The sequence below is a fragment of the Pseudomonas sp. LS44 genome, assembly GCF_024730785.1.
Taxonomy (GTDB): Bacteria; Pseudomonadota; Gammaproteobacteria; order Pseudomonadales; family Pseudomonadaceae; genus Aquipseudomonas.
Genome location: NZ_CP102830.1, coordinates 1,236,399 through 1,248,299 on the forward strand (window position 1 = coordinate 1,236,399; position 11,901 = coordinate 1,248,299).

General features: G+C 61.8%; 13 protein-coding genes. 7 read left to right on the forward strand and 6 right to left on the reverse strand.

Annotation, left to right across the window (positions count from 1 at the left end):
- Window positions 1-55: 55 nt before the first annotated feature.
- The 3 genes from NVV93_RS05495 to NVV93_RS05505 all read right to left on the reverse strand — a co-directional run bounded on the left by NVV93_RS05495 (window position 56) and on the right by NVV93_RS05505 (window position 1,534).
- Window positions 56-703 (reverse strand): glutathione binding-like protein, encoded by a 648-nt coding sequence (locus NVV93_RS05495; protein WP_258253439.1) that lies wholly within the window; start codon window positions 701-703, stop codon window positions 56-58.
- A 109-nt stretch (window positions 704-812) separates the two neighbouring features.
- A complete protein-coding gene (locus NVV93_RS05500; RefSeq protein ID WP_258253440.1) occupies window positions 813-1,031 on the reverse strand; it encodes an SEC-C metal-binding domain-containing protein in 219 nt (72 codons plus the stop codon).
- A gap of 5 nt (window positions 1,032-1,036) precedes the next feature.
- Entirely contained in the window at window positions 1,037-1,534 is a 498-nt protein-coding gene (locus NVV93_RS05505; RefSeq protein WP_258253441.1) for an LEA type 2 family protein, read from the reverse strand.
- Window positions 1,535-1,649: 115 nt separating this feature from the next.
- On the opposite strand from NVV93_RS05505, the gene NVV93_RS05510 reads away from it, so the two are divergent.
- Window positions 1,650-2,180: a hypothetical protein gene (locus tag NVV93_RS05510; RefSeq protein ID WP_258253442.1), complete on the forward strand. Its 531-nt coding sequence runs from the start codon at window positions 1,650-1,652 to the stop codon at window positions 2,178-2,180.
- Window positions 2,181-2,226: 46 nt separating this feature from the next.
- On the opposite strand, the gene NVV93_RS05515 is transcribed toward NVV93_RS05510, so the two are convergent.
- The gene (locus tag NVV93_RS05515) at window positions 2,227-2,694 is read right to left on the reverse strand and encodes a YchJ family protein (protein WP_258253443.1); all 468 of its coding nucleotides are present in this window, start codon (window positions 2,692-2,694) and stop codon (window positions 2,227-2,229) included.
- 2 nt (window positions 2,695-2,696) lie between these two features.
- On the reverse strand, window positions 2,697-3,194 hold the full coding sequence (locus tag NVV93_RS05520) for a DUF6231 family protein (RefSeq protein WP_258253444.1): 498 nt from the start codon (window positions 3,192-3,194) through the stop codon (window positions 2,697-2,699).
- 133 nt (window positions 3,195-3,327) lie between these two features.
- Between NVV93_RS05520 and NVV93_RS05525 the strand changes: the two genes are divergently transcribed.
- From NVV93_RS05525 to NVV93_RS05535, 3 genes are all read left to right on the forward strand, one after another.
- A complete protein-coding gene (locus NVV93_RS05525) occupies window positions 3,328-4,020 on the forward strand; it encodes an OmpA family protein (RefSeq protein ID WP_258253445.1) in 693 nt (230 codons plus the stop codon).
- Window positions 4,021-4,219: 199 nt separating this feature from the next.
- Window positions 4,220-4,489, forward strand: a complete 270-nt coding sequence (locus NVV93_RS05530; RefSeq protein WP_258253446.1) for a DUF1145 domain-containing protein — start codon at window positions 4,220-4,222, stop codon at window positions 4,487-4,489.
- Window positions 4,482-5,279 (forward strand): collagen-like protein, encoded by a 798-nt coding sequence (locus tag NVV93_RS05535; protein ID WP_258253447.1) that lies wholly within the window; start codon window positions 4,482-4,484, stop codon window positions 5,277-5,279. Before NVV93_RS05530 ends, NVV93_RS05535 begins: the two co-directional genes overlap by 8 nt.
- Here NVV93_RS05535 and NVV93_RS05540 read toward each other — a convergent pair.
- Window positions 5,271-5,735, reverse strand: a complete 465-nt coding sequence (locus NVV93_RS05540; RefSeq protein ID WP_258253448.1) for a CopD family protein — start codon at window positions 5,733-5,735, stop codon at window positions 5,271-5,273. The genes NVV93_RS05535 and NVV93_RS05540 overlap by 9 nt on opposite strands.
- Before the next feature lie 156 nt (window positions 5,736-5,891).
- Here NVV93_RS05540 and dinG point away from each other — a divergent pair, with 156 nt between their 5' ends.
- The 3 genes from dinG to NVV93_RS05555 all read left to right on the forward strand — a co-directional run bounded on the left by dinG (window position 5,892) and on the right by NVV93_RS05555 (window position 11,886).
- Window positions 5,892-8,036, forward strand: coding sequence for an ATP-dependent DNA helicase DinG (dinG, locus tag NVV93_RS05545; protein ID WP_258253449.1), 2,145 nt, complete (start codon window positions 5,892-5,894; stop codon window positions 8,034-8,036).
- A 115-nt stretch (window positions 8,037-8,151) separates the two neighbouring features.
- Window positions 8,152-10,611: a beta-agarase gene (locus tag NVV93_RS05550; protein ID WP_258253450.1), complete on the forward strand. Its 2,460-nt coding sequence runs from the start codon at window positions 8,152-8,154 to the stop codon at window positions 10,609-10,611.
- 126 nt (window positions 10,612-10,737) lie between these two features.
- Window positions 10,738-11,886, forward strand: a complete 1,149-nt coding sequence (locus NVV93_RS05555) for a serine hydrolase domain-containing protein (protein ID WP_258253451.1) — start codon at window positions 10,738-10,740, stop codon at window positions 11,884-11,886.
- Window positions 11,887-11,901: the final 15 nt, after the last annotated feature.

Genomic DNA, 11,901 nt, shown 5'->3' on the forward strand with positions numbered 1-11,901 from the left:
GCGCTACGTTAGTGAGCACGACAGCGCCGCGCAAGCCGCACGGGCGGCTTGCCGTCTATTTGCGCGCCGGTGGGTTTATCTGTTCGGCCAAGGCGTAGGCCCGCTCGGTCGCTGGACGAGCTTTGATTGCCGCGAACCAGCGCTGGAGATGGGGGAAGTCGTCGAGATTCTGTTCCTGCCATTGATGCGGCACGATCCAGGGATAAATGGCCATGTCGGCGATGCTATAGGCCGACCCGGCGACGAAATCGCGGCCGCTCAGATGCTTGTCGAACACCCCGTACAACCGCGCGGTTTCATCGACATATCGCTTGATCGCATAAGGGACTTTTTCCGCGGCGAAGCGATTGAAGTGGTGGTTCTGGCCGGCCATCGGCCCCAGGCCGCCCATTTGCCAGAACAGCCATTGCAGCGCTTCTTGGCGACCGCGCAGATCGGCAGGAATGAACTGGCCGGTTTTCTCCGCCAGGTACAGGAGGATCGCGCCAGACTCGAACAGCGCGAGCGGCGCACCTCCGTCGGCGGGCTGCGAGTCGACAATGGCGGGGATTTTGTTGTTCGGGGAAATTTTCAGGTACTCAGGCGCGAACTGCTCGTTCTTGCTGATATTGATCGGGTGCACCCGATAGGGCAGCCCGGCCTCTTCGAGGAACAGGCTGATCTTGTGGCCGTTGGGGGTTGTCCAGTAGTACAGGTCAATCATTGTTGTCTCCATATGCGTAGCACGATGCTCTGCCGACTCCCGTCATCAGTTCAATCGGCAGAAAGCAAAAGGCCCGCGCGGGGCGGGCCTTTGAATGCTAGCGGGCGATTTAAGCGCCGTGGCACTTCTTGAACTTCTTCTCGCTGCCACACGGGCATGGATCGTTGCGTCCGACATCTTTCAGGGCGTTGCGAACCGGCTCCTGGGGCGCGTGGCCGCAATTCGGACCGTGGACATGGCCATGATCGTGGTCATGGTGGTCATGGTGGTGAGCGTGGTCGTGGTCGTGGTTGCAATCAGGACCGTGAACGTGGGGTTGCTGGCTCATGTGAGCTACTCCGGAATGAAATCGCCGGGAATTATCTCGCCATTTCGGCTCAGGTGCACGCTGCGTCCGAACCAGAAGCCGGTTTTTACTTCGCCTTCCAGGCGATAGCGAATCGGCTGATCGGGACTTTCGAGCAATTTGACGATGGGTTTGATATGCCGCCAGAGGTTGGTGCGCAGCGGGATCTGGAACGTGTGGTGGCCGTTGGCCGGGACGGTGAAGCTGACGTTGGATTCGCCGTCGGCGAGCTTCATGTCATTGAGGTACAGGCTGTAATCCAGGCCACGTACGGCGAAACTGGCTGGGTTCGGGTTGTCGATGCGAAAGCGCAAGACGAACCGCTGCTCCAACAGTTTGGCTCTGACTACATCAACGTTGATGAGGCGGACATCCGGGTCCTTGAAATCACCTGTAAGCCAGGTGGAGCATCCTGCAAGGCCTGATGTGAGACCGAAGAACATCAATAGGCTGATAATTTTTATCGTTTTCGCCTGGTAAAACATTTCAATGCTCCGCTAGGGCTTTCAGTGTGTAACAAGCATCTGCTTGGCTGCAACTTGTTGTTGGCTGAAAAAAACCTGCGCCATACTGAGCGGAAAATGGGACAGGAGTGTGACCATGAACCTTTATGAAATCGCCTTTTCCGGCCAGACGCTGCCGGGGGCGCAGCCGGAATTGGTGCGGGCAAATCTGGCCCGACTGTTCCAGGCCGACGAGCAACGTATCGCACTGCTGTTCTCTGGGCGGCGCATCGTGATCAAAAGCAATCTCGATAGCGCGGCTGCGGAAAAGTACCGCTCGACTCTGGAGCGCGCCGGTGCAGTGGTCGAGGTGGTCGCCCTGGATATTCAGATCGAAGAGGTCGAACTGGCACCGCCGCCTCCGATAGCGATTGCGCCGGCGCCCACCGGCCGTCTTCAGGTGGCGCCTCGAGATGAGTACATGGCGGCATTCAGCGAAGTGGATGCACCGGATTTCGGTATCGCGCCAGTGGGTGCCAATCTGCAGGACGCGCTTCCCGAAGCCACACCGCCAGCAGTGGACTTCTCGCAGTTCAGCCTGGCGCCGGTGGGCAGCGACATGGGGCAGAAGAAGACGGAGAACGCTGCACCGGCACCCGATACGTCGCATTTGAAACTTCAGGATTAACAAAAGGCCCGCAGATGCGGGCCTTTTCAGTGGCGCAGCAGAGCGATCAGACGAAGCCGGCGCAGCACTTCTTGAATTTCAGACCGCTTTGGCATGGACACGGATCATTGCGACCGGCCTTGAGCGGCACAGTCGAGTCGATGTAGTACCAGCGACCAGCGTTCTGCACGAAGGCCGAGCGCTCATGATGACTGTGCTCACCCTGCCCATCGTGCCAGCGCGCCGTAAAGGTGACGAAGGCGTGCTCGGGCTGCCCGCCGAATACTTCGGCGCTTTCCACCTCCAGGCCCAGCCAGGTGCTCTGTGCACTCCAGGCACTGATGGCCGCGCGGTCAATGCCGGTCTGTTGAGCGATCAGTGTCGTGCTCAGCAAGTAATCGGCAAGACCCAGCACGTAAGCGCTATAGCGCGAGCGCATCAGGTGTTCGGCGCTGGGGGCTGGCGTGCCAGCGTGGTAGTGGCCGCAGCATTCATCCAGATGACTGCCACTGCCGCAGGGGCAGATCGCTTGCATGGTTACCACCAGTATTTTCCGAAGTTCTCTGGATTGGCCCAAAACTTGGCGTTGAGCCAGTCGGGTACCTGTTTGTATTCGCGCAAGTCATAGGTGAATAGCGTCAGGGTCTGATCGCCGCGCTGGAAACGCTCGCTGGCTTGCAGGGCCAGGGAGAAAAAATCGGTCTCCTGCCAGGCGCTCGCCTGTAGATCGACGAGGACCGCCAGCCGGCTGGCATTGAGGTTGCGAATCCCGCCGAGCAGCTGCAAGCCAGTGCGTTTGGGTAGATGCTCGAGGCAATCGGCAATCAGGGCGAGATCGAAACGTTGCGCCGCCAAATCCGCGGGCAGTGGGCCGGCGCTAGCCTGGGCGAGCTGGCAATCCGGATGCGCCTCTTGAAAGGCTTGCACGGCCGGTAATTCGCTCGCGCCAACCAATAGCAAACGGTTAGGCGCATAGCGCTCAAGCAAGCCGGCCAATGCTTGCTGCGGGGTACGAGAGGAAAGGCTATCGATCATCAAAAGTCCTCGATCAGGGCTACAAAGACTAACGCGCCGCTCGAACATGGCCTAGTGCTGGCGATTTTATATGTCGAGGTCTTTACTCTCATAACCGTCGGTTATCAGCCGATTCCTCGAGGAGAGTTCCCAGATGAGCATTACAAGGACAGCACTACCCCTGATCTTAGTCAGTAGCCTGTTGACCGGCTGCGCGGGCCTACAGAAAACCGACTGGCCTAAGTGCGCCGCAGTGGGTGGCGTAGTAGGTGCTGGACTGGGTGCCATTGAAAGCAGCGCGTGGGCCGGCTGGGGCGTTCTGGTCGGCGGCGCAACCGCCGCAGCCTATTGCTGGGTGCATGGTGATGGTGACGAAGACGGCGATGGCGTGCTGGATAGCCGCGATAAGTGCCCAGGCACCCCGCCCAATACTCCGGTCGATGCCAATGGTTGCCCGCCGGTAGTCGAGACCGTGGTGGAAGAGGTCGTCGTGGTCCAGGAGGAAACCATTGTCGTGCGTGATCTGCTGTTCGGCTTCGACTCCGCCAAGCTCACTCCTGCCGACAAAGCCAAGCTGGATACCGTGGCTTCGCGTCTGAAAAGCGAAGCACCGGATGCCAGGCTGACCGTCACCGGCCACACTGACAGCGTCGGTTCGGATGCCTACAACCAGAAGCTCTCCGAGCGTCGCGCTCAATCGGTGACCGATTACCTGGTGAGTTCGGGTGTATCGCAAGCCAGCATCCTCGGCGTACAAGGTGCTGGTGAAAGCCAGCCGGTGGCTGACAACTCCACCGAAGATGGACGCGCTCAGAACCGTCGCGTCGAAATTCTCATCCAGCGTTAACTGCACCATACCCGTCGCCGTACGCGCTTTTCGCGCTGCGGCGACGGTTCCCTCTGTACTCCTCCGTACTGACTTGCCCAATCAATCGTCGCCCGCTCTGCATCGGGGCTTCAACGACGCCTGCGCTTTATCGGCGGCGCTGGTGTCGGCCGAGCTTTTGACGGTAAGGTGCGGACAAATAATACGAAAGGGGTGGGGTATGAAGGTCTTTCTCGGCGCGGCCAAGGTGCTGGCTTTGCTGTTCTGGTTGACGGTAGTGGTAAATCTCTTCGAACCCTTCGCACAGCCTTTCGGACTGTTGCTGCATTTCTGCGGCGGCCTGCTCCTGGTTATCAACGGCTACCAATTGGTTCTGCGTAGCGTCGGCCTACGCGAGCAGTCCGTTTTGTGGTGTGCCCGTGCGCTGTTGTTTGGGCCCTTGCAGCGCGATGAGGTGCCGATGGCCGCGCTGGAGTTGGCTCATGCGTAGCCTCTTAATGTTGGCACTACTTAGCAGCCCAGTGATCGCGGCGGCCGCCGAGGTCAAGGTTGAATCCAATACGCTGCTGCGCCTGCCGGCGAACACCAGTCTGATGGTCCTTGAGCGGCTGGAGATTGCCGATGCCGGAGTCTTGCTGATTCCTGCGACGGTCAATGAGTTGCGCGTCGGCGAACTGCGCCTAGGGCGTGATGCGCGCATCGGCATCGCCCCTGGCGAGCAGGCGTTCCGCCTGGAGGCCAAACACGCCGAATTGGCTGCCGGTATCCAGATCAGCGCGCATGGCGCGTCGGGTAAGGTGGATAAACCGGCAACGCCGGGCCGCAACTTGAGCGTGCGTCTGGAGCAGGTCAGCCTGTCGGGCACACTTCTGGTGGACGTGCACGGGGGCGCCGGCGCGCCGGGATTGCCCGGTTTGGATGGCGCAGCGGGCGAGACGGCCGGTTGCTTGTGGGGACAGGCCGGGCCCGGCAGTGACGGACAGAACGGTAGCGATGGCCAAACCGGCGCTGCCGGTGGCCAGGTCCGACTGGAAGTGCCAGAGAGTTTCCCCGTCGATGCCCTACAGGTGCGCCGTGAAGGTGGTGCCGGCGGTCTGGCTGGTGAGGCGGGCCGCGCTGGTCCTGGCGCATCGCCCAAGGGGTGTTTGCTGTACAGCAGTGACGGTGCCCGCGATGGCCGCAGCGGACAGCCCGGTCAACCGGGCGCGGCTGGTCGGGAAGGCAGCGTGAATGTGGTGCGCTTTGCCGACCAGTCGGGCGCCGTCAGCCGATCAGAATGACGGTCGCAGGGCGGCAATCGCCACGACGGTGAGTCCGATCAGCAGGTTAAAGCCCACTAGGCGGCGAATCCGGCCGAGTACCGCGCCGCCGCCCGGCCAGTCTTGCGCAGCCACGGCGCGGCGCAATTCCGGCAGCTGGAGCGCCTGCACGCGCAGGAACAGCGCAACCATGGCGACATACAAGCCCATCATCATGTGCACATAGCGCGGCGCCGTCTCGAAACCAGCGAAGCGCAGGTGCAACATGGCAACACCGCTGATCGGCAACACCAGCACGGCAATCCATACCCAGAAGAAGAAACGCCGGAAGACCTCGAGCCACAGCGTCAATCGCGCTGGCGCCTCGAGCACGCCGCCAGCCGCAGGACGCAGAATCATCCAGGCGAAGAACATGCCGCCGACCCAGATCAGGGAGGCCAGCAAATGCAGGGCATAGATAAAAGCGTTGGGGGTCATCGACAATCTCCGGCGGTTAAAAGTCTGTTCATGTTGCCACGGCGTTGACCAATTCCTGCGACTCGCGAGATGTGAACGGATTCGAAATGGCGCGCTATCATAGCGACCCGGTTAAACTACTGAAAATATATCCAGTCTCTCCGCCCGCAGAACTCCATGCTCAGCACTGAACTCAAGTCGCAAATCCAGGGCGCCTATTCGCGCTTTCTCGAAGCCAAGGGGCTCAAGCCGCGCTATGGCCAGCGTCTGATGATTGCTGAAATTGCCAAGGTGCTCGGCACAATCAAAGCCAACGATGAAGGCCATCGTGACGGCGAAGCGGCAGTGGTAGCAGTGGAGGCTGGCACCGGCACGGGTAAGACCGTGGCGTACAGCCTGGCGATGATCCCTACCGCCAAGGCGGCTGGCAAACGTCTGGTCATTGCGACTGCAACTGTGGCGCTGCAAGAGCAGATCGTGCACAAGGATTTGCCCGATGTGATGCGCAACAGCGGGCTGAACTTCAGCTTCGCGCTGGCCAAGGGGCGTGGTCGCTACCTGTGCTTGTCCAAGCTCGACATCCTGTTGCAGGAAGGCCAGGCGCAGAGTGCCACCGCGCAGTTGTTCGCCGAGGAAGGCTTCCGGATCGACGTCGACGAGAACAGTCAGAAGCTGTTCACTCAGATGATCGAGAAGCTCGCCGGCAACAAGTGGGACGGCGATCGCGACAGCTGGCCACAGGCCCTCGAAGACAGCGACTGGGCGCGTCTGACCACCGACCACAGCCAGTGCACCAATCGGCATTGCCCGAATTTTCAGCAGTGCGCCTTCTACAAGGCGCGCGAGGGCATGGGCAAGGTTGATGTGATCGTCACCAATCACGACATGGTCCTTGCCGATCTGGCCCTGGGCGGCGGCGCCGTGCTGCCGGACCCGCGCGACACGTTTTACGTGTTCGACGAAGGTCACCATCTGCCGGATAAAGCCATCGGCCATTTCGCCCACTTCACCCGTTTGCGCTCGACTGCCGATTGGCTGGAGCAGGTGGCGAAGAACCTCAGCAAACTGCTGGCCCAGCATCCGCTGCCGGGCGATCTCGGGCGGCTGATCGAAAAGGTCCCCGAACTGGCCCGCGAAGTGCGGACTCAGCAGCAATTCATGTTCAGCGCCTGTGAGCAGCTGGCCGATTTTAAGCCCGGCGAGGACATGGAAGGCCGCGAACGGCCGCGGCACCGCTTCATCGCCGGCGTGGTGCCGGAGCATCTGCGCGAGCTGGGCATCGAGTTGAAGAAGGGTTTCTCGCAGCTCAATGATTTGTTTACCCGCTTGACCGAATTGCTCAAGGAAGCGATGGATGGTGAAGCCGGGGTCGGTATCGCCAGTCACCTGGCCGAGGAGTGGTATCCGCTGTTTGGCAGCTTGATGACCCGTGCGCAGGGTAACTGGGAGTTGTGGACTGCGTTTACCGCTGAAGATCCGCAGGACAGTCCGCCGATGGCGCGTTGGCTGACCCTGGCCGAGAGCGGTGCACTCTTCGATATTGAGGTTAACGCCAGCCCGATCCTGGCCGCCGAAACCTTGCGTCGTAGTTTGTGGAACGTCGCCTACGGCGCCGTGGTGACGTCGGCGACGCTCACTGCGCTGGGCACCTTCGACCGCTTTCGCATGCGTGCTGGCTTGCCCAAGGCGGCGGTGACGGTGATCGCGCCCAGTCCGTTCCAGCATGCCGATGCCGGTGTGCTGCGCGTGCCTGATCTGAAGGCCGACCCACGCGACGCCAGCGCGCATACCGCGGCGATCATCCGCGAGCTGCCGCAACTGGTCGAAGGCTCGCGCGGCACGCTGGTGCTGTTTTCCTCGCGCAAGCAGATGCAGGAAGTGTTCGACGGCCTCGAGCGCGACTGGCGCAAGCGGGTGTTTATTCAGGGCAATCTGTCCAAGCAGGAAACCCTCAACAAGCACAAGGCGCGGGTCGACGAAGGCGAGGCCAGCGTGTTGTTCGGTCTGGCCAGTTTTGCCGAGGGTGTCGATTTACCCGGCGCGTACTGCGAGCACGTGGTGATCGCCAAGATCCCGTTCGCCGTACCGGACGATCCGGTCGAGGCGGCGTTGTCGGAATGGATCGAAGCGCGGGGCGGCAATCCGTTCATGGAAATCGCCGTGCCGGATGCTTCGCTCCGTTTGGTTCAGGCCTGCGGCCGCTTGCTACGAACTGAAGAGGATCGCGGCACCATCACGCTCTTGGATCGGCGGGTGGTCACTCAGCGTTATGGCAAAGCGATCCTGAATGCGTTGCCGCCGTTTCGTCGCGAAATCGGCTAGCAGGCTGTTGAAATACAATGCTTGGCATCATTTCCCCGTCGCGTGGTCTACTGGCGGGTCAGAATTTCGGGTGGCGCCGCAGGGCGCTCCAGCAGTATCGAGGAGAGTTTTTCAGATGATTCGCCGTTCACTGCCCGCGGTCTTCGCCTTGATGTTTAGCGCGCCGCTATTTGCCGCGACCGGGCCGCAGACGCTGTTCAATTTCGTCAGCCCCACCGATGTGGTGCAAGTGAAGACCGACAACGCCAGCTTGCCGTCGGTGACTGCGGAAACCACGCCAGACGGCGAAATCCTGCGGCGGGTGACCTTCAATGCGGGTGAACATCCCAGCCTGCGGCTGACCCCCCAGAGCGGTCAGTGGGACTGGTCGCAGTCCGGCGTCATGAGTCTGCGCGTGCAAAGTGCAATGGATTGGGCGTTGACCTTGCTGGTCACCCTTGAAAGTGCCGACGGCAAACGACTGATAAGCCGTATCGCGCTGCCCGCGGGGCCGGCGCAGAACCTGTTGGTGCCACTGCATGCGACCTCGCCACTGGCCAAAGGCATGCGCGCTGGTCCGCCAATGCCGTGGAATTACAAAGGCAAGCGCACCTTGTTGGCGACCATCGTCGAAGGTGAGCTGGATCGCAGCAAAGTCGTGGCGGTGACGCTCGCGCTGGAGCATCCGGATGTTGCGCAAAACATCCTGGTCGGCCGCTTCGGGGTGAGCGATGACGACGCCGAAAAGGCCGCCTATACCGGAATCGTCGATGCCTACGGGCAGTTCAGCCAACTGCAATGGCCGGAAAAAACCTCTAGCGATGCGCAGTTGCGCGCTGCGGCGGATAAAGAGCGCGGGCAGCTGAAGAGCTGGCTACAGCCGTCCGCGAAGCTCGATCAATACGGCGGCTGGCTGGGCGGCCTGGAGTTCGAGGCAAAGAACTTCTTCCGTACCGAGAGGCGCGATGGCCGTTGGTATCTGGTTACGCCTGAAGGTCATCCGTTCTATTCCATTGGCGTCAACGCAGTCAGCGCCGGGCTGAGCGCCACCTATGTTGAAGGGCGTGAAAGCATGTTCAGCGCCTTGCCGAAAGAGGGCGAACCGTTGGTCAGCTACTTTGGCAGCGACAACAGTCGCCGCGACACCGGGGCGAACAAGGGCCGCGAGTTTGCCCAAGGCCGTTGGTTCGACTTCTATCGCGCCAACTTGCAGCGCAGCTATGCCGATCCGGTCTGTAATGCGCCGCCAGCGCCAGCCACAACGCCAGCTTCGGCAGCTGCCGCTGCGCCGGCAAATGCTCCGACTCCGGTTCCGGCTGCGCCAGTTTGTAAGCAAGGTTTCGATGCCGAGCGTTGGACCAGCCATACGCTGGACCGTTTGCAGGGCTGGGGCTTCAACACCATCGGCAACTGGAGCGATCCGAGCCTGGGCGCCGCCAAGCGCTTGCCATACACCATTCCGCTGTCAATCAGCGGCGACTACGCGACCATCAGCACCGGCCTGGACTGGTGGGGCGGCATGCCCGATCCGTTCGATCCACGTTTCGCCATGGCGGCTGAGCGGGCCATCGCCATCGCCTCGCGCGATCGCCGCGACGACCCGTGGCTGCTCGGCTATTTCGCTGACAACGAATTGGCCTGGGCCGGTCCCGGCGAAGGCGCGCAAGGCCGTTATGCGCTGGCCTATGGCACGCTGCGGCTGACCACCGATGTGCCGGCCAAGCGCGCCTTCCTCAAGCAGTTGCGCGACAAGTACCGCAACGAAGAAGGCTTGTCGAAAGCCTGGGGTATCGAGCTGAAAGCCTGGGAGTTGATGGAAGACCCGGGCTTCCAGCCGCCGCTGCCGAGCGATGCCCATCCGGCCATCGAGAAGGACCTGCAGCGCTTCCAGAAGCTGTTCGCCGACACCTATTTCAAGACCATTGCCGACTCGCTGAAATGGCACGCGCCCAATCATCAGCTGTTGGGTGGCCGCTTCGCCAGCTCGACGCCGGAAGCGGTGGCTTCCTGCGCCGAGTATTGCGATGTACTGAGCTTCAACTTCTATACCCGCGAGCCGCAACACGGCTATGACTTCGCGGCCTTGCGGGCCTTGGACAAACCGTTGTTGATCGGCGAGTTCCACTTCGGATCGCGGGATCGCGGACCGTTCTGGGGGGGGCTGCAAGAGGTCTACAAGGAAGAGGAGCGCGGCCCGGCTTATGCGCACTTCTTGAAGCAAGCACTAGCTGAGCCGAGCATCGTCGGCTTGCATTGGTTCCAATACCTCGATCAGCCGGTCACCGGCCGCCTGCTCGATGGTGAAAATGGCCATTTCGGTCTGGTCGGTATCACCGATCGGCCGTTCCAGGGCTTTGTCGATGCGGCGCGCAAGGCCAACCTGGAAGCCGGCAAAACCCTGCTGAAAGCCGCGCCTCCAAAGCCTGAAGCCAAGCCCGCCAAGCCCGCCGAGCCGGCCAAGGCACCTGCGCCACAGCCAGCAGCGGCTCCAAAGCCTGCACCTGCACCTGCACCTGCGCCGCAGCCCGCTACACAGGAACCGGCTGGCGCCCCGGCGCAACCGTCCGAGCAAGCCCCCAAGTCACCGGCCCAATAACTTCTTATCCAGGTCATGGCACCGTTCCCGTCCTCGGATAGGTTCACAACGGTGCCAGCCATCGAAACAATCTCCCGCTAGCCACCTGCCCACTGCGCGCGACCACGTGCGCCACAGGAGTTCTTTGTGCTGATCCAGGGTTATTTCGATCTGCGTTTCGAAGCGGTTAAAGATGCTTTCGCCGGCCTGTTCGACAACTCGCAAGAGCGGGGCGCCGCGCTGTGTGTGCAGATCGCGGGCGAAACCGTACTCGACCTGTGGGCCGGCAGCGCCGACAAAGACGGCAGCGAAGCCTGGCAGAGCGACACCTTGGTCAATCTGTTCTCCTGCACCAAAACCTTCGCCTCCGTCGCTGCGCTGCAGTTAGTGGCCGAGGGCAAGCTCGAATTGGATGCGCCGGTGGCGAGGCTATGGCCGGAATTCGCCGCGGCTGGCAAAGAGCGCATCACCTTGCGTCACTTGCTCAGCCACCGTGCCGGCCTGCCCGCGCTGCGCGAACTGCTGCCTGCCGAAGCGCTCTACGACTGGCAAGCCATGACCCAGGCGCTGGCTGCCGAACAGCCGTGGTGGGAGCCGGGTGAGGCGCACGGCTATGCGCCGATGACCTATGGCTGGCTGGTCGGCGAAATGCTCCGGCGGGCCGATGGTCGCGGGCCGGGCGAGTCGATCGTCGCGCGTATCTCCAAACCACTGGGTCTGGATATGCACGTCGGCCTGGCCGAGGCGGAGTTTTCGCGGGTTGCGCATGTCAGTCGCGGCAAGGGCAACATGGGCGATGCCGCCGCGCAGCGCCTGTTGCGCGTGATGATGAGCGAGCCGACGGCGCTGTCCACGCGGGCGTTTGCCAACCCCCCGTCGATCATGACCAGCACCAACAAACCCGAATGGCGGCGCATGCAGCAGCCGGCCGCGAACGGCCATGGCAACGCCCGCGCGCTAGCGGGCTTCTATGCCGCGCTGCTCGATGGGCAACTACTCGAGGCCGAGTTGCTCAACGAACTGACCCGTGAGCACAGCGTCGGCGAGGATAAAACCTTACTAACCCGCACACGTTTTGGCCTCGGCTGCATGCTCGATCAACCGGATGTTGCCAATGCCACCTATGGCGCCGGGCCCAAGGCTTTCGGTCATCCCGGCGCGGGTGGCTCGATCGGTTTCGCCGATCCGGAACGTGAGCTGGCATTCGGCTTCGTCACCAATACCCTCGGCCCTTACGTGCTGATGGACCCGCGGGCGCAGAGGCTGGCCCAGGCCGTGAAGGAATGTTTGGGTTGAACCATTCGTCAGGCG